We start from the raw sequence: 18,726 nt of genomic DNA on the forward strand, positions 1-18,726 counted from the left end.
CTACCCCCTGCCTCGAGTCATCGATTTCATCAATACTTCCTGCGTCGCGTCTTCGCGCGCAACCTCCCCGGTAATCCGGCCTTCGCTCATCGTGTAGATGCGGTCGCACATCCCGAGAATTTCCGGCAGCTCCGAAGAGATGAACAAGATGCCTTTCCCTTCTTCCGCGAGCTGATTGACGATCGAGTAAATTTCGTATTTGGCCCCGACATCAATGCCGCGCGTCGGTTCGTCGAGAATCAAAATTTCCGGCTGCGCGTAGATCCACTTGCTGAGAACGACCTTTTGCTGGTTGCCGCCGCTCAGGTTGACCGTCTTTTGCAGGATGCCCGGGGTTTTAATGTTCAACTTGCTCCGGTACTCTTCGGCGACCAGCACTTCCTCGCGTTCGTTAATGACGCCGCGGCGGGACAGCTTGCCGAGGGAGGCGAGCGAAATGTTGCGTTTGATGTCGTCGATCAAAATCAATCCGTATTGCTTGCGATCTTCGGTGACATAAGCGACGCCGTGCTCGATCGCCTGGCTGATGTTGTCGAACCGCACCTCTTGGCCGTGCAGGAACAATCGGCCTTTGATATGCCGCCCGTAGGAGCGGCCGAAAATGCTCATGGCCAGTTCCGTCCGGCCCGCGCCCATCAAGCCGGCGATGCCGACGATTTCCCCGCGGCGGATGTTCAGGTTAATGCCGTCCAGTACCTTGCGCTCTTCCTGTTGGGGATGAAACGCTTCCCAGTCGCGAACTTCGAAGATGACCTCGCCGATCCGGGGAACCCGCTCCGGATAACGGTGGGTAAGATCGCGGCCGACCATGCCTTTGATGATGATGTCCTCGGTCACCTGATCGGCCTTCATATCTAAAGTTTGGATCGTCCGTCCGTCGCGCAAAATCGTAACCGAATCGGCGACTTTGCTGATTTCGTTCAATTTATGCGAAATGATGATGGAGGTAATGCCCTGCTTCTTCAGTTCAAGGATCAGCTCCAGCAAGTTGTCGCTGTCGGTTTCGTTCAACGCGGCCGTCGGCTCGTCCAGGATCAACAGCTTGTCCTGTTTGGACAACGCTTTGGCGATTTCGACCAGCTGCTGCTTGCCGACGCCGAGCTCCAGCACGCGAGTGGCCGGCGATTCGCTTAGCCCCACCGTTTCCAGCAGTTTTTTCGTTTTGACCGTCGTCTCGTTCCAATCGATCAAGCCGCGTTTGCTTTGCTCGTTGCCGAGAAAGATATTTTCCGCAATGGAAAGGTACGGGATCAACGCGAGCTCCTGGTGGATAATGACGATCCCCAATTGTTTGCTTTCCCTGATATCCTTGAACTCGCAAACCTTGCCGCCAAACAGGATATCGCCCTCATAAGAGCCGTGCGGGTACACCCCGCTGAGCACCTTCATCAAAGTGGATTTGCCGGCCCCGTTCTCCCCGCACAGGGCGTGGATTTCCCCTTCCGCTACCTTAAGATTGACGCCTTCGAGCGCCTTGACGCCCGGGAACGTTTTCGTAATGCCCCTCATTTCCAAAATCGTGCCGCTCAAGTGCCGTCACCTGGCCTTTCCCTCGTGGTTGAGAACATAGCGGCGGCCACGGAAACGCGTGTCCGCCGCCGCTATGTGTGTCTCTCTATGCCAATGCTAGAGTCCCAAGTTCTCTTTGGTGTAATAGCCGGTGTCGACGAGCGCCTTCTCGACGTTGTCTTTATCCACCGAAATCGGTTCAAGCAGGTAGGAAGGGACGACCTTCACGCCATTGTCGTACGTTTTCGTATCGTTGACTTCGGCTTCGGTGCCTTCGAGAATGCTTTGGGCCATGGAGACGGCTTTTTTGGCCAGCTCCCGCGTGTCCTTGAAGACGGTTTGCGTTTGTTCGCCGGCCAAAATCGATTTGATCGATGCAAGCTCGGCGTCCTGCCCGGTGACGATCGGCATCGGCTTGCTGCCGGAGCCGTATCCGACTCCTTTGAGGGAGGAGAGGATGCCGATGCTGATGCCGTCATAAGGCGAGAGCACCGCATCGATATTCTCCGAGGAGTAGTGGGCGCTTAGCAAATTGTCCATGCGGGCTTGGGCGGTTGCGCCGTCCCAGCGCAGCGTGGCGATTTGCTCCATTTTGGTCTGTCCGCTGCGAACGGCCAGCTTGCCGGAATCGATATAAGGCTGCAGGATGGACATGGCGCCGTCGTAGAAGAAATAGGCGTTGTTATCGTCCGGCGAGCCGCCGAACAGCTCGATGTTGAACGGGCCTTTGCCGTCCTTGAGGCCCAGCTTCTCCTCGATGTAGGAGGCTTGCTGCACGCCGACCTTGAAGTTGTCGAAGGTGGCGTAATAGTCGACGTATTCGCTGTTCATGATCAGGCGGTCATAAGCGATGACCTGGATGCCTTGATCGTGGGCTTTTTGCAGCACGTCCGTCAGGGCGCCTCCGTCAATGGCGGCAATGACGAGGATCTTCACGCCTTTGGTGATCATGTTTTCGATTTGCGAAACCTGGTTTTCGATCACGTCTTCGCCGTATTGCAGATCCGTGCCGTAACCCAGGGATTCGAATTCCTTCACCATGTTGTTGCCGTCGCCCACCCAACGTTCCGACGACTTCGTCGGCATGGCGATCCCGACGGTTCCTTTCTCGCCGCCGCCCGAACCGCTGCTGCCGTTGCCTTCGTTTCCGCAGGCGGCCAAAACCAATACCATCGCTAAAGCAAGCAAGATTGCCGTCACCTTTTTCAAAGCTGATTCCCCCTAAGACTAGTTATGAATACGCTTTCAATAGGGAGTATAACAAGGGACCGGGTGAGGCGTATTTACACTGAATTGACTCTTTTTATAAAAATCGGACCAAATTTCGCAGGACAGGCAGGGGGGAGCCGGCGATTTGAAAGGGGGCCGGTAAGCAGCAGGCTATTCGGGTCACACAACTTGCCCTATCGAAGCTCAATGACGCTATTTGGCCTCATTCAAGGCGTTTTTGAATCTAATTTGATCCGTCTAAAAATTGGAAATGCCCAATTGAGGACTAATAACGTCTATGGTGTCCGAGAAATATATATGAAAATTCGAATAGAATTCGTGATTTTCGGCAACCTCGGCAGAATGTATATGGAATTTCATACTTAATTGGGCCTCAGGAAGACGGAAGCCGAGAATCTGTATGAAATATCGAATAGAATGAGCAAATTTTGCCGTTAGCAACGAAATGTAATCGAAAAATCAAATACAATTCAACGCTTGACAAGTACCTTGTACTTTAATGCAACGCTAGTGGCGAATGCGAGGGGGGGACGAAGAATCGTATAAAACCTGCGATCGTGACGTAATTACTCAGACCGAGCAGTTGCTGCCCAGCCGCACCGCTTCATGGCCTGACAAAATTTCGTCAGGCCGTTCTTTTCCCCGTCTTAGAGAAAACATAGGCGCTGGCTCGCGAAGCGGCAAAGAGCCGTTGGAGCCGCCTAAAACAAAAAAGAGGGGGAGCCTACTCCCCCTCAGTATCCTCGCCGGCGAACGCACCCTTCCGATATTGCAGCGGAGATATGCCAGTCGCGCGCTTGAATGCGGTGCTGAAGTAATGTTGGGTTTCGTAGCCGACCTGCTCGGCGATGTCGCTGATCGTCAGCTCCGTGGCATTCAGCAGCCGGGTCGCTCTGCGGATGCGGATTTGCGTCAAATAGCTGCTGAACGTCGTCCCCAGCTCCTGCTTGATCATGCGGCTGAGGTAAGCCGGAGAGGACTGCAAGGCCTGTGCCATCGCCTCCAGCGTCAGCCCGCTGTCGCCGAAATGCTCCAGCATATGCTGCTTGGCCCGGCGGACCAGCGGCGAGACGGCGACCTCCTTCGTCACCGAAGCTTTGCATCTGCGGTAAACGCCCTGAAGCTCCAGGACGTCGCCCGTTCCTTCGGCCAGGTGCACCTCAACGGCAATTTTCAAATGGGTGCGCACCGACGTTTCGATGCGGTGAAAATCGGCTTCGGCCTCCAGGCTCCAGAGCAGGATGACGATCAGTCCGAAGGGATCGCGGAAGATCGCCTTGGGGTAAGGCGAAAGCAGTTCGGCGGCGATATTCTCGACGGCGAATTCGTAGAGATGCCGTTCGTCTTCCCTTAATGCGGCCGGCGATCCGGCCGGCTCGGGCAGCCGGATGACGCCAAGCCAGTCGGGGCAGGCCTCCGGCAGCTGCAGGAACCGCAGCTGCTCCAGGATTTCGGCGGCGTTCATGCCGCCGTCCATCCAGGCTTGGCAGAACCGTTCCCGCAGCAGCGGATAGCTGCGGGAGATTTGCCGCGAAGCCGTCTGCCAATGCAGTTGCTTCGCAGCCTCCTCCTCGAGCTCGCCGCGGACCTGGCGCAGCACCTTTTCCAGCTGCGCCGGATTGGCCGGTTTCAGGATGTAATCCTTCACCTGAAGCCGGATCGCCTTTTGCGCATACGTAAATTCATCGTGGCCGGTGATAATGACGATCTTGCAATCCGGCAGATGCTCCCGGACCCGTTTCATCAGCTCGATCCCGTCCATGATCGGCATGTTGAGGTCCACGAGCAAAATATGAATGCCGTGCCGCACGGCCAGCTCCAGCGCCTCCTCGCCATCCTCCGCCTCCGCAGCGACGGCGAGCCTCAGCCCTTCCCAGTCCACGCTGTCCCGGATACCCTCCCGGATAATGCTTTCATCGTCGGCAATGAGCACCTTCCAGCGGAAGGCGGGCGATCCGGCATCCGTTTTCGGGTCAACGGGATAGCCTGCGGTCTGTTTCGGGTTGTTCCCATTCATGTATCGATCCTCTCCCATCTGGCTTGTTCGTCCCGAATGATCGGGTGGGTGACGGTTACGACGGTGCCTTGGCCTTCTTCGCTTTGAATCGTGAGACCGTATCGATCCCCGAACGTCAAAGCGATCCGGGCCTGCACATTCATCAGCCCGTAGCCTTTGCCTCCCCCGTCGGAATTTCCCGTAGGCTCCGGGCGGTCCACCCGGCTATCGTCGGATGCCGTAGCCGCGGCCTGCAATTCTTTCTGCAGGAGCGCCAGCCGATCCGCCGGAATGCCCTTGCCGTCGTCGCGAATCGCCATGACCAGGACGCCGCCGTCCTCGGCCGCCTCGATCACGATCTGCCCCGGCCCCCGGCGCTCTTTGATCCCATGGTAAATGGCATTCTCCACGATGGGCTGCAGAATCAGCTTCAGCACGTGCAACCCCTGAATCTCCGGTGCGATCTGCAAAGAATATTCCAGCTTGTTTTGGTAGCGTACCTGTTGAATTTGCAAATAACTGCGGACATGCTCGATTTCGTCGCTGAGCGGGATGATGTCGTTTCCTTTGCTGAGGCCGATCCGAAACAACCTCGACAACGACTCGGCCATCTCGGCGATGTCCCCGGCGCCTTTGCGCCGCGCCATCCAGTGAATCGTGTCGAGCGTGTTGTACAGGAAATGCGGCTTGATATGCGCCTGCAGGCTGCGCAGCTCGGCTTCCCGCTTCTGCCGTTCCTGCAGCTCCGTCAGCGTAAGCAGCCGGTTGATCTGCTGCAGCATGGCGTTGAAGCGGCGGCCAAGCAACCCGATCTCGTCGCTGCGGTCGCCCCAATGCCGAATCGTCAAGTCGCCGGCTTGGGCTTTTTGCATAAAGGAGGCCAGCTGGCCGATCGGCCTGGAAATGGAGTGGGCGAGATAAAAGGAAGCCGTCATCCCCAGCAGGCAGACGATAAAGACGAAGCTGACGACGAAAAAGCGGATTTCCCGCATTTCCGTAGCGGACTCATTCATGGGAAATACGCCGACCGTCGTCCAGTCCGTAAACGGCGAGTGGCGGTAAATAAACTGCAGCTCGCGGCCGCCGCTCCGCTCTGCGTACATTCCCGAGCCGTCTTTGCCCAGCCGATCCAGGGGAACGCGGTCGATGTAAGGGTCCGGCGGGGCGTAGATCAGCTCGCCGTTTCCGTCTACCACCGTCAAATAGCCCGTTTTGCCCAAGCGGATATCCTGGGCCGTCTCCGCGATGACCCGCAGCTTCAGGTCGATCAGCACGACGCCCTTGACCTGTTGCGTGTCCGGATCGAGGATCGCCCGGACCGCGGAGACGACCTCGCTATCTTTGTAACTGACGTGCGTCGTGACGTTACGGTCGTGCGGATGGCCGACGATTTTGAAAATCCCTTTGTTGCGGACCGCTTCCTTGTACCAGTTCTCCCGCGTTAAATTGTCCCCGTTTCTGGCGTACATTTCATTGCTGATGTACTCGCCCCGGGTGTTGACGACCAGAATCCCCGCGACTTCCGAATACAAGGTGGTAAAGCCCTGCAGAAACTTGCGGATCTCGTAATGATCGGTATCGGCGTCTGCGCCGGTGGCCGAGGCGTCCGCATTCGCGAATGCACCCGCCGCTCCGGCTTCCGCCAGGGCGCCGGCAGCGGCCTCGGCCGTCGCCGCGGCATCGCCGCCCTCGGCTTCCGGCCCCTCGAGAAACTGCAGCACCTCCGGGTTAAAGGAGATGAAGAAGGTCATGTTCTGCAAATTCTCCACGTAGGTTTCCAGCGACCGGTTCACCTTGCCGATCAACTGCAGCGTATTGTCGGTGATCTGGCGCTCGATGATGCGATCGACCGTCCAATTGGTCAGAACCCCAAGCCCGATCGAGGGGAGGATGCTGATCAGCAAGAAGTGCACGATCAATTTATAGCGGATCGGCAAATTGTTGAGCGAGAAGCGGCTCAGCTCCCAGGTTCGATTCCCGCGTCTATTTCGCATAGTAATCATTCACATTCTGCCGCGTCACGACGGTGATGCCGGTGTCCGCCTGCTGGGGAACCCCCGGCGCGCCGGGACTTTGCGCGCCGTTCAGATCATGCTTCAGCGAGAAAAGAAACTGCAGCGACCAATACCCCATATTCCAGGTGCCTTGCGCCATCGTCGCGGCAATGTCCCCGCTTTTGACCAGGTCGAGCGTGCCTTTGTCGGTATCGAAGCTGATGATTTTCGGTCCGCTGCCCGCCTTCCCGTATTCGCGCACGGCTTCCGCCACGCCGATCCCGCCGTTGGCTTCCGTGGCGAAGATGCCGGCGATCCCGGGGGAGGCCTGCAAAATCTCCTCCGCCGACTGCCGGGAAAACACCTGGTCGCCTTTACCGTTCTTGACGGCGGCGATGCTCATACCGGGGAATTCCGCGGAAATCGTATCGGCAAACCCCTGCGTGCGCTCTTGATGGTTTTGCTGATCCGGCACGGTAACGACGGCGACCTCGCCGCGCCCGCCGGTAAGCTCGGCCATTTTGCGGGCGGCCTCGACGCCGGCCGCGTAATTATCGGTGCCGAGGAAGGAGTAGGCCCGGCTGCCGGGAGCGTCGGAGTCGAACAGGACGACCGGAATGCCGGCGTCCACCGCCTTGTTGATCGTGGCCGTCAGCTCGATCGGATGGATGGCGGAGATGGCGATCCCGGCCGGTTTTTTGGCGATGACCTGCTCCAGCACGGTAATCTGTTCATGAAGGTCGCGCTGGGTGGAGCCGCGATATTCCACCGATACGTTCAGGGCTTGGGCGGCGTCCTCAAAGCCCTTTAGCCCGCTTTTCCAATAATCGATGCCCATCTGGAACGTCACCATCACGTATTTCTCGTCGATTTCTCCCCGGAGGCCGCCCGAATTCCATTGATCGTTCATTCGGCTCTGGGAGCGATAGTCTAGCACATATAGCGCAAAGCAGACGATCAGCAGTAAATAGACGATCCAAATCTTTTTCATATGAAACCCCTTTCATAAAGCTGTTTCAAAAGGAGACGAACTTTCGACATCATCATACTATGATTCGGCAGAAAATATAATTATCATTTTATGCTGGGATTCCCTAAATCAGGAGGAAAAGGCGCCTGGCAAGAAAAAATCATGTAGAAATTGTATCTAAAAATCCACTAACAAATATATAACAAACGATAACGAAATGGGTCTATAATGGAGCATATCCTACTAACTTGATGGAGGGCATATGAATAACCACCGCTATGCGTTAGGCAGCTGGAACTTCAAGGCATCGGACGAAACGGAGTGGAAGCCGGCCCGGGTGCCGGGCACGGTTCAGACCGATCTGCTCCGAAACGGCAGGATTGAAGATCCGTTCTACGGAACAAACGAACATGGCCTGCAATGGATCGACAAAAAAGACTGGGAATACGAGACTTCCTTCGAACTGGAGGAAGCCTGGTTCGCCTTGCCGCGAATCGAGGTTGTCTTCGACGGACTGGATACGTACGCCGACGTGACGGTGAACGGAGTGCACGCGCTGTCGGCCGACAATATGTTTCTCGCATGGCGAACCGATATCAAATCGCTGCTGCGCCGAGGGACGAACACCATCGCCGTTCGCTTCCGGTCGCCGGTGGCCGAGGATTTGCCCAAGCTGGAGAAGTTGGGGTACGCTCTGCCGGCCCCGAACGACCAATCCGAGCTGGGCGGATTAGGGGACCGCCGGATCAGCGTGTTCGCCCGCAAAGCCCCGTACCATTACGGCTGGGATTGGGGACCGCGGTTCGTGACCAGCGGTATCTGGCGGGAAGCCCGGCTTGAAGGTTGGGTCGGCCCGCTCATTCGCGATCTGCATATTCGCCAGGACCGGGTTCGAGCGGAGGCGGCCGAGCTGACCGCGATCCTGGAGGTCGAATGCGCCGGACGCTGGACGGGAAAGCTGCGCGTATCGACCGGTGAACTAGCATGGGAACGCGACGTCGTTCTTGAGCCGGGCGTGCAGGAAGTGGCGTTGGCGGCAACGCTGAACCGGCCCAAGCTGTGGTGGTGCCGCGGGCTGGGCGAGCCTGTCCTGTACGAATTCCGCGCCGAGCTTGCGAACGGGGACGGCATTGCCGACGAGGCCTCGACCAGAACCGGGCTGCGGGAGATCAAGCTGATCCGGGAGAAGGACGCCGCCGGCGCTTCCTTCCGCTTTGAATTGAATGGGGTTTCGGTGTTTGCCAAAGGCGCCAACCATATTCCGAACGACAGCTTCATTCCCGAAGTGACGGAGGAGCGCTACCGCCACGAGATTGCCTCGGCGGCGGAAAGCGGCATGAACATGCTGCGCGTGTGGGGCGGCGGGTTCTACGAGCAGGAGGTATTCTACGACCTGTGCGACGAATACGGCCTGCTCGTTTGGCAGGATTTCATGTTTGCCTGCAGCATGTATCCGGGGGATGAGGCTTTCCTCGATCATGTCGCGGCAGAGGCGGAATATAACATCAAGCGGCTGCGTAATCACCCATGCATCGCTTTGTGGTGCGGCAACAACGAAATCGACTCGGCCTGGGCCGAGTACGTGGAGAACAAGGGCTGGGGCTGGAAGGAGCATTACACCGCGGAACAACGGGAGCGAATTTGGGCCGACTACGAGGCGGTGTTCCATGGGATTTTGCCCAAAGCGGTAGAACGTTGGGTTGACGGGGTCGAGTATTGGGCCTCTTCGCCGCTGCGCGGCTTGTCGGGAGACGAGAACCAGCATGCCAATGAGGTGTCCGGAGAAGGAGACATCCACTATTGGGGCGTATGGCATGCGGTGGAGCCGTTTGCCAATTACGATATCCGGATCGGGCGATTTATGAGCGAATACGGTTTCCAGTCGTTCCCCGAGTTGGACTCCGTGTTGAAGTACGCGCCGGAAAGCGAGCTGGCGCTGGAATCGGACATTATGCTGGCCCATCAGAAGAACGGGCGGGGCAACCAACTGATCAAGGAATACATGGATTTGTATTTGCCGGCGCCGAAGGACTTCAAGTCGTTCCTGTACATGAGCCAGGTGCTTCAGGCGGAAGCGATCCGCACGGCAATCGAGGCGCATCGCCGCAACAAGCCTTACTGCATGGGAACGTTGTACTGGCAAATGAACGATTGTTGGCCGGTAGCCTCCTGGGCGGGCATGGACTATTACGGCCGCTGGAAAGCGCTGCAGTATGCGGTTCGCAGAAGCTTCCGGGATGTGATGCTGGCGATCCGCGAACCGGAGGGGGGGCCGATTAAGGTCAGCGTCGTTTCCGATCGGCGGGAGCCGGTGGAGGCTACGCTGCGTCTGTCGCTGTACGGCATCCATGGCGGACTGCTGAAGGAGAAGGAGCTGAAGGTCGAGGCCGCCTCGGACTCGGTAGCCGAGGCGGCCGCTTTCTCGCGGGACGAATGGCTGGAGGGGCGCGATCCGCGGCAGGTTGTATTGTTTGCCGTCCTCGACGCAAACGGGGAAACGGTGGACAGCAAACCGTATTATTTCGTGTCGGCCAAGGAACTTCCACTCCCGCAAACGGAAATCACTGTGCAGGAGGTTCCCGGCAGCGACGGCAGCCGGTTTACGCTGGTCAGCGGCGCATTGGCGCGGCAAGTATGGATTTCGGCGGCGGAGGAAGGGATATTCTCCGATAATTACTTCGATCTCATGCCGGACGTGCCGGTAACGGTGGAATTCCGACGGCGCGGCGGCGACGGCAGTGCGGAGCCGTTCTTTCCGGGGCAAGCCGGCGAGCTGATCGTCCGATCGATGGCCGACTTCGTGTAAATTAGACTCTGGATTTTACCGTGCTATAATAAACAGGTAGAAAACCGTGTTTTTTGTAAAAACGGGAATCATCCAGGGAAAAGAGATGGGGAACATATTTACGTCAATCCGTTACAAATTCGTTGAAGCCTTCGTGCTGATCGGCGCGAAGCTGCTATTGTTGCGTTATTTTTTCTATGGGGGGATCGCCATCCAGGGGGTGCCCGGGGAATGGCTGTCGGTGCTGGCGCTGCTGTGCCTGGTCGAGCTGCTGACGCCCGCGAAGGGCAAATGGGGCGTTTTCTTCGGATTCAATCTCGTCGTCTCCTTCACTTTGTTTGCCGCGACCGTTTACAATGCCTATTTCGGCACGGTACCGACCTACGCGGTGTTGAGCGGGTTGAATCAAGTGCCGGAGGTCAAAGCGAGCGTGGCTTCGCTGCTGCGTCCCGAACAGTTTTTGTATTTCGTCGATCTTCCGGTGCTCATCGTCATCAAAATATTCCGCTCGGCGCGCAGCCGCCGCGCCTCCCGAGGGGGTCGTTCGGCGGGAACGCTAAGCTTCCGCACCGACCGTCCACGCGTGGGCTTGCTGTGGAAAGTGGGCGTGTCGTTCGTTCTGATCGCCAGCCTGCTGCTTTCCGGGCTTTACATCCGCACGGGCAAAGGCATAGACAATGAGCTGGTGCGAGCCGAAAGCGTCGGCTTCTTCAACTTCCAGGTCGACGCGGCGATCCGCAACCAGGAGGAAGAGCGGATGGTCGCGGAGGGGAATCTGCAGGAGACGACGGACAAAATCAAGCAGCTTCAGAGCAGCTATCCCTACCGCGTCCCGGCGCCGGGCGAGCCGGCGCATTACGGTGACGCTCAGGGGATGAACCTGATTGTGGTCCAGATGGAGTCGTTCCAGAATTTCCCGATCAATCTGAAGCTGAACGGGCAGGAGGTTACGCCCGTGCTGAACAAGCTGGCGAAGGAAGGCTTCTATTTTCCGCACGTCTTCCAGCAGATCGGACCCGGGAATACGTCGGACGCCGAGTTCATGTCCAACACGTCGATCTATCCGACGGCCGAGGCCGCGATGTCGACGAGCTTCGGCGACCGGCAGCTGCCAAGCTTGCCGCGCCTGCTGCAAAGTCACGGGTACGTGGCGAATACGTTCCATATCAATAAAGTAACGTTCTGGGACCGAAATCAGCTCTATCCGGCGCTGAACTTCGATAAATACTACGACAAGCCGTATTTCAAGAACGACCATTTCAACGATTTCGGCGCGTCCGACGAGGAGATGTACCGGGTTGGCATAGAGAAGCTGGCGGATATCCAGGCGCAGAATAAGCCGTTTTACGCCCAGTTCGTCACCACCTCGAGCCATAACCCGTTCGTGGTGCCGAAGGACCGCCGCCATATCGAGCTTCCGGCCGATATGGAGGGCACGATGCTGGGGAATTACATCGCGTCGATCAACTATACCGACTATGCGATCGGCACTCTGATCGACCGGCTGAGGCAAGCGGGCATGTGGGATAAGACCATGCTGGTGTTTTACGGAGACCATTTCGGCCTGCAGAAGAAGGACGTTCCCGCCAAGGAGATCCAAGAGAAGCTGGGAGTCGCCTATGACGAGCGGATCGGTCGCTTCAACATTCCGCTGATCGTTCACATCCCCGGCAAGACGATCGGCCAAGTGGCCGATCGTACCGGGGGGCAGGTCGATATTCTGCCGACGGTGGCCAATTTGCTGGGCATTTCGCTGGCGGACGATGGCTTCACCGCCTTGGGCCAGGATCTGTTGAATGTCGACCGCAATGTGGTGGGCATGCGGTATTATCTGCCGACCGGCTCGTTCTTCAACGATGAGGTCATGTTCGTGCCGGGCGCGGGTTTTGACGACGGCACCGCGATCTCGCTGGACACGCTGCAGCCGGTGGCCGACATCGCGCCGTACCGCAGCGACTACGAATACGTAACGGAGCTGATGAAGCTCTCCGATGAATACGTGAAGTTGCTTCCGAAGCGGGGGCCGTGATCGGGGCAAGAGGCGAATGGAATAACCCAAAAAGCGAGACGCAGGAGCTTTTCGATAGCTCTTGCCTCTCGCTTTTTTTTCATGACGCGTTCTTAGTATGAAGCCGAATTTAACCGATGATGGTATACCTGTTCTCTACGCTTGCGGCGACGATGTCCGGCAGCTCTTGCAGTTGGCGCTCGTATGCTTCCCGGCTCAAGTGTCCGTCATTCAAGCGCTGGAGGAGCTGCTCCTGCAGCTGTTGAACTTGCAAACGAACGATGCGGTTGGCATTCTGCCCGCTGGATTCCGCCATTTCGGCCAGCGACTGCCCTTCGAGGAGCGCATCGTAGACCTCTTTGTCCGAGGCCTTGCCCAGCAGCGCGTTAAGCTCCTCGTCCGGGCGTTCCGCCGCATTGCTGAGGCTGGACTGCCGGGATGGGCCGCCGGCATAGGCCAGGCTGGTCAGATAGCCGTAAAAATTCGGGTTTATGGAAATGACGAGAGCCATCGTTCCGATGATGACTACTTTTTTGAGTTTGAATTTCATATGGGATCCTCTCTGGAAAAAGGTATAGGTGCTGTTTTTTAGGCTTGCTCATAGATAATACGGATCAGCCGTCCGAGAAGTTTCAGAAGGCCGTTCCATGATTAGGGGTGGTGCCCTGCCGTCTCCCTACGTATAATGGATTTCAATCAGGTGTCATGATGTAGTCAAAGAGACGATAAAAGGAGCGTGCAAGACCATGGAGGAGCGGATGGCGATTCGGTCGATCAATGTGGGAAGGCCGGTTCAAGTAGAGCACCAGGGCAAGCCGGTGCTGTCGGGGATTTTCAAAACGCCGGTGGAGGGGCCGCTGCATTTGTCGACGGTGAACTTTGCCGGCGACGAGCAAGCCGATCTCAGATTTCACGGTGGACCGGATAAGGCGGTTTGCGTCTATCCGTACGAACGGTACGCCTATTGGGAGAGGGAGTTCGGGATGACGCTCGGTTGGGGGGCTTTTGGCGAAAATATCACCACCGAAGGCATGCTGGAGGAGGACATCCGCATCGGGGACAAGTTTCGGTTGGGCGAAGCCGTCGTTCAGGTTAGCCAGCCGCGCCAACCGTGCTTCAAAGTTGGAGTCAAGCACGGCTTGCCCGAACTGCCGATTAGGATCCAGCAAACCGGCTATACCGGGTATTACTTTCGAGTCCTTCAAGAGGGGAAAGTTCGGCCGGAGGATTCGCTCCAACTGATCGAGAAGCATCCCGCGGGGGTGACGTTGGCTTATGCCAATCGGGTGATGCATGTGGACAAGGACGACGCGGACGGCATGCGGAGGATCCTGGCGGTGGACGAACTGTCCGCCAGTTGGCGCGAGACGTTGACCGCGCGGCTAAACCGGAGGACGTCGGGCTCATCCTGATATATGGCGAATGATTCGCTTCCGGGTATTTCGGGGTAAATTTTTCTTGTGCAAGCAGATCATAGAAACTTTTGCCGGGGATAAAACGTCAAATGGGAAGAGTTAGTTTAATGCACTCTGTTTCTGATCATGGGGAGGATGAGTTTGTGAGGAAAATATGGGTTTCGATCTTGGCTGCATTATTGATCGTTCCAATGCTTCACCAGACGCCGGCGCAGGCAGCCACGCCGATCAGCGTTTATATCGACGGCAGCCGGCTGGCGACGGACCAAGCGCCGGTGGTCATCGGCGGACGGGTGATGCTGCCGCTTCGGGCCATCTTCGAGGCGTTGGATGCCAAGGTCGATTATAACCAAACGCTGCAGACCGTAACCGCCGTCAAGGACGGCACGAAGATCGTGCTGAAACTGAAGTCGCGATCGGCTACGATCAACAATGAAGCGGTATTGCTCGACGTACCCGCGCAAAGCATCAAAGGAAGAACGATGGTGCCTGTGCGTTTCGTCAGCGAAGCGCTGGGACAACAGGTCGGCTGGAGCAACGCGACCAAAGTCGTCACGATCACCACGACATCGGGGTCGGGCGGCAACGAGGGCGAATCGGCGGACCCTAATCCGGTTGCTTATGTTTACGCCCGGGATGTAGGGAATAACGGGGACGGACGCGATTTGGAGGTCAGCTTCTCGAAATCCTCCAACGAATCCCGCGTAGGACACTACCGGGTGTTGATCGTGAAGGCCGGGAACGCGTCGTCCTTCAATCTGTCGGCGGCGCAAAAGGTTTCGTCGAGCAATTACACGACCTGGCTGCCTTCGGGGACGGATCCGGTGCTGAACTTATCGTCGAATGCCCGGGATGTCGACGGGGCCGCGATTCGCGAGAATCAGTCCTATGTCGCCTATGTGTTGGCCGTAGGCAAGAACAACTCGTACGTCTTGTCGAATGCTTCTCCGGCCTTTACGCTGGAAAACGGCTCTTCGGTAGCGGCTCCAACCAATGTGAAAGTCAGCGATGTGAGCGATTTTGGCGACGGCCGCGATCTGAGCGTGACCTTTGCGCGGGCCAGCAATGAAAGCAGCATTGCCAATTACCGGGTGTTCGCCGTCAAGACGAAGGACGCCGGGAACTTCAATTTAACGAAAGCCAACAGCGTGTCCAGTTCTTATTCCACGGTCGTCTATAAATCGGGCAGCGGTTCGACGCTAACCGGCCAATTGACTTCGTCTTCCCGGGATACGTCCGGCGAGCTGATCAAGAACGGGGTGTCCTACACCGTTTTTGTGCTGTCGGTGAGCAGCAATTCCGGCCTGTCGAACAAACTATCGTCGGCTTCTTCCGCATTCATGCTCGGCACGGGTTCAGTGATATCGCCGGTCGTCACGAAGGTCGAGGATTGGAATGATTACGGCGACGGCCGCGATCTGCGGATCAGCTTCAACCGGGTTTCGGACGAATCGCGGATCGGTTCTTACCGGATTTTCGTGGTCAAAGCGAGCGACTACGCCAATTTCAGCCTGTCGAAGGCGAATGCGGTGGGCAGTGCCAATTATACTCAAGTCAACAAAACCGGTTATAACATTACTCAATATACCCTGTCTTCCGGAGCTCGGGATGTGGACGGGGCGACGATTCGCAACGGCGTCAGTTACCGGGTGTTCGTGATGGCGGTCGGCACCGGTTCCTATGCGGGAACCAACGCCTTGTCTTCCGCTTCGTCCGCGATCACGTTGACGAACGGCAACACCGTCGGTCTGGTTTCCAACCTGACGGTTACCGACGTGAGCGACTACAACGACGGCCGCGACTTGCGGGTATCCTTCACCCGGGCTTCGGACGAAACGTATATCAGCCACTACCGGATCATGGTGGTGAAAGCGTCGGATGCGAATAACTTTACGCTGGCCAAAGCGATCAATGTCGGCAGCGCGAATTACACGTACGTAAGCAAAGGCAGCTCCACGTTGTCTACGATTCTGAACACAAGTGCGCGCGATGTGGACGGAGCGTACATTCGAAACGGAGTTAGCTATCGGGTGTTTGTCCTCTCGATGGCAAGCAGCGGTTACAATTTGAGCCATGCGCTGTCTTCTTATTCTACGGCCATTACGCTGTCAAACAATTACGGCGTTGGCGAAGTCTCGAATCTCAGCGCCAGCGACGTCAGCGATAACGGCGACGGCCGCGACCTGTGGGTATCGTTCAATCGTCCTTCCGATGAGTCGAACATCAGCCACTACCGGATCATGGTGGTGAAATCGGCGAACGCCGGCAGCTTTACGTTGTCCAAAGCGAATGCGGTGTCCAGCGATCGGTATACTTACGTAAGCCGCGGCGGGAACTCGTTGGCGCAGCAAGTGCTTGCTTCCACGGCGAAGGACGTCGACGGGGCAACCATCCGCAACGGCGTCAGCTACCAGGTGTTCGTCCTTTCGATGGGCAGCGGCGGGTATGCCGGAAGCAATACGCTGTCCAGAGCTTCGAACGTGATTACGCTGTCGGGCAAAACGGTGTATCCGGTCTCTAACGTAGCGGCCAGAGATATCAGCGATAACGGCGACGGTCGAGACCTGCGGGTGACGTTCAACCGCGCCGCCGATGAATCGAACATCAGCTATTACCGGGTGATGGTGGTAAAAGCGGCTAATGCGAACAGCTTTGACCTGAATTGGGCGAATGCGGTCTCGGGCTCCAATTCCACGACCGTCAGCAAAGGGAGCGCTACCTTGACCGTCGACCTCGGTGCCGGCGCGCGCGACGTGGACGGAGCAGCCATCCGCAACGGCGTCGCCTATCGCGTGTTCGTCCTGTCGGTAGCCGCAAGCGGTAGCGGAGCTAACGCGTTATCTCCGTATTCCAACGAGATTACGCTGAACAATAGTAGTGCCGTTGAAGCCGTTACCGGTTTGTATGCGCAACTGAACGGGAACAACAGCGGTACATTTAGCGATATCGTCGTCAACTTTAATAAGTTAGCTAATGAGAGTAACGTGGCCGAGTATCGAATTTTGGCCGTTCCGGCGACGAACGCGGGCAGCTTTAAGCTGTCTGATGCCAACAGCTTATATGATAAGACAGATCGATACACATCGGTTGCTCCTAACGGGAATAACGTTACGAAAACCTTGGATAAACCGAATGACGTGTTCGGGAATGCGATCAATAAGGATACGTCGTACCAATTTTTCGTGTTGACAGTAGCCAGAAGCGGTGTAAATGCCCTGTCCGTAGCATCTAATGCGGTGAAGCCCATCGTTAATCCAGATAATGTCACGGTTGCGAAAGTGACGCAGGTGACTCCGACAGCAGATGTTAATGGGATAACGGTAGCGTTCAATCCTCCAACCGATCCTCAGATCGGTAACAGTTACATTGCTTCTTACATGATATTCATTATGCCAGAGGGGTACACATTAAATCGGGATGCGGCTATCGCCTCCATGGATAAAGGCATCACCGTGGCCGCCGGTAGCCAGGGGCCGCTGACGGGCATCGCAACCAAAGATTTTAACGGAAATTCGATCGGAAATGCGACAACATCCACAAGTTATACCGTCTATGTCTTGTCGGTGCCGGATATGATAAATGCCAAGGGATATGCACTTTCCGACCCGTTTTCGGTAACTGTTCCTTCTACGGCGACAACGACGGAATCATAAACGGAAGCGTAAACTCAAGACTTACCAAACAAGAGCGGTTCGCCGAAAGGCGCCGCTCTTGTTTTTTTTGCCCTGGAGGCAACGTGGTTAGGCACTGCGGATTGACATTCTTTTCAAATTTTAGGTACCATTAAGTTCAAACACGGAGCGGGAAGGAAACGGAATGCGGAATTTGGACGAGGCGGTAAAATCGGACGGAACGTTGGACGACAGTCGAATATGGCGGAGGGAGCCGTTATACCAAGGCATGAACGGCCGATGGGTGGAGCGGTTTTACACCGACCCGGAGCACAGTTATATCTTTAAGCCGCTGACGAACGGCGAATCGGTGGACCGGGAGGCGTGGGTATACCGGAATGTCCTGCCTCGCTTCCCGGAGACGGCTTATCCGAAGCTGCTGGCCGCCTCGCCGGAGGGGAGCGGAGCAAAGGGCTGGACGATCTTCGAGGATCTTGGGCCGCTGCGTCATGAGTATCGGCTGGAGTATGCCCTGGGGGTAGCGAAGCGGGTGGCCCGTTGGCATGCCGCTCCGGCGGAACAATGGCCGGGTTTGACGGTGCAGGGCCCCAAACCGGGCATCGCGGCCATCGCCGCCGATTTGCTGCGGCGGCGGGAGGAGGCCGAGGGCATTCTCGGAAGGCTGGGGCTGCCGCAGGGGCAACTAGGCTCCGAGGTGCTGGAAGCGATTCAAGGCAAGCGTTACTTCCGCGTTAACCGGCTGGTGCTGTCGCACGGCGACCTGCATCTCGGCAACTACGCCGCGACGGAGGCGGGACGCGTGTACCTGTTGGACTGGGAGCACACGCATCTGAATCTCCCCTATTGGGATCTGTACCACCTGATCGACATGTCGCATCCCCGGTTTCCGAAGCCGATGCCTCCCGGGGATCGAATGGAGATTCTTGACGCTTACCGAACGGAAGCGGACAAGCAGGGCACTCCATGGGAGAGGGGCGTGTTGTTCCGGGAATACGGCCGGTTTGCCGCGTTGTTTTCGCTATGGATGCTGCTGTTGATCGAAGGCGATCTGCGGCGGGGGGATGGCGTGTGGACGCGGGAGGGACTGCTGCGGCAGAAGGAAGAAGCGGCGGCCAGCCTGGCCGGCTGCCTGGAGTTGTTGGAGGCGTACGGGTAGCGGTAAGACGGGCGTGCGGATCGCCTGGTAA

At 57.1% G+C, this 18,726-nt stretch carries 11 protein-coding genes; 5 read left to right on the forward strand and 6 right to left on the reverse strand.

Annotated features, from left to right (window positions below; all coding sequences use genetic code 11):
- From mmsA to ACQ4N8_RS01440, 5 genes are all read right to left on the reverse strand, one after another.
- Positions 1-1,530, reverse strand: a complete 1,530-nt coding sequence (gene mmsA / locus ACQ4N8_RS01420) for a multiple monosaccharide ABC transporter ATP-binding protein (protein ID WP_430702524.1) — start codon at positions 1,528-1,530, stop codon at positions 1-3.
- Between the two features lie 96 nt (positions 1,531-1,626).
- The gene (chvE, locus tag ACQ4N8_RS01425; protein ID WP_430702595.1) at positions 1,627-2,682 is read right to left on the reverse strand and encodes a multiple monosaccharide ABC transporter substrate-binding protein; all 1,056 of its coding nucleotides are present in this window, start codon (positions 2,680-2,682) and stop codon (positions 1,627-1,629) included.
- A 781-nt stretch (positions 2,683-3,463) separates the two neighbouring features.
- Positions 3,464-4,756 carry a response regulator transcription factor gene (locus ACQ4N8_RS01430; RefSeq protein ID WP_430702525.1) on the reverse strand — a complete coding sequence of 431 codons (1,293 nt, stop codon included), beginning with the start codon at positions 4,754-4,756 and terminating at the stop codon, positions 3,464-3,466.
- Positions 4,753-6,729, reverse strand: coding sequence for a cache domain-containing sensor histidine kinase (locus ACQ4N8_RS01435; RefSeq protein ID WP_430702526.1), 1,977 nt, complete (start codon positions 6,727-6,729; stop codon positions 4,753-4,755). The genes ACQ4N8_RS01430 and ACQ4N8_RS01435 overlap by 4 nt, the downstream gene beginning before the upstream one ends.
- Positions 6,719-7,720 (reverse strand): substrate-binding domain-containing protein, encoded by a 1,002-nt coding sequence (locus tag ACQ4N8_RS01440; RefSeq protein WP_430702527.1) that lies wholly within the window; start codon positions 7,718-7,720, stop codon positions 6,719-6,721. The genes ACQ4N8_RS01435 and ACQ4N8_RS01440 overlap by 11 nt, the downstream gene beginning before the upstream one ends.
- A gap of 241 nt (positions 7,721-7,961) precedes the next feature.
- Between ACQ4N8_RS01440 and ACQ4N8_RS01445 the strand changes: the two genes are divergently transcribed.
- Both ACQ4N8_RS01445 and ACQ4N8_RS01450 read left to right on the forward strand, forming a co-directional pair.
- Positions 7,962-10,505 carry a beta-mannosidase gene (locus tag ACQ4N8_RS01445; protein ID WP_430702528.1) on the forward strand — a complete coding sequence of 848 codons (2,544 nt, stop codon included), beginning with the start codon at positions 7,962-7,964 and terminating at the stop codon, positions 10,503-10,505.
- 85 nt (positions 10,506-10,590) lie between these two features.
- On the forward strand, positions 10,591-12,513 hold the full coding sequence (locus ACQ4N8_RS01450; RefSeq protein ID WP_430702596.1) for an LTA synthase family protein: 1,923 nt from the start codon (positions 10,591-10,593) through the stop codon (positions 12,511-12,513).
- Between the two features lie 109 nt (positions 12,514-12,622).
- On the opposite strand, the gene ACQ4N8_RS01455 is transcribed toward ACQ4N8_RS01450, so the two are convergent.
- Positions 12,623-13,042 (reverse strand): hypothetical protein, encoded by a 420-nt coding sequence (locus ACQ4N8_RS01455; protein WP_430702529.1) that lies wholly within the window; start codon positions 13,040-13,042, stop codon positions 12,623-12,625.
- Between the two features lie 196 nt (positions 13,043-13,238).
- Between ACQ4N8_RS01455 and ACQ4N8_RS01460 the strand changes: the two genes are divergently transcribed.
- From ACQ4N8_RS01460 to ACQ4N8_RS01470, 3 genes are all read left to right on the forward strand, one after another.
- Entirely contained in the window at positions 13,239-13,904 is a 666-nt protein-coding gene (locus ACQ4N8_RS01460) for an MOSC domain-containing protein (protein WP_430702530.1), read from the forward strand.
- Positions 13,905-14,014: 110 nt separating this feature from the next.
- On the forward strand, positions 14,015-17,560 hold the full coding sequence (locus ACQ4N8_RS01465; RefSeq protein WP_430702531.1) for a stalk domain-containing protein: 3,546 nt from the start codon (positions 14,015-14,017) through the stop codon (positions 17,558-17,560).
- A gap of 163 nt (positions 17,561-17,723) precedes the next feature.
- The gene (locus ACQ4N8_RS01470) at positions 17,724-18,695 is read left to right on the forward strand and encodes a phosphotransferase (RefSeq protein ID WP_430702532.1); all 972 of its coding nucleotides are present in this window, start codon (positions 17,724-17,726) and stop codon (positions 18,693-18,695) included.
- Positions 18,696-18,726 lie beyond the last annotated feature (31 nt).

Source organism: Paenibacillus macerans, assembly GCF_050565405.1.
Taxonomy (GTDB): Bacteria; Bacillota; Bacilli; order Paenibacillales; family Paenibacillaceae; genus Fontibacillus; species Fontibacillus macerans_B.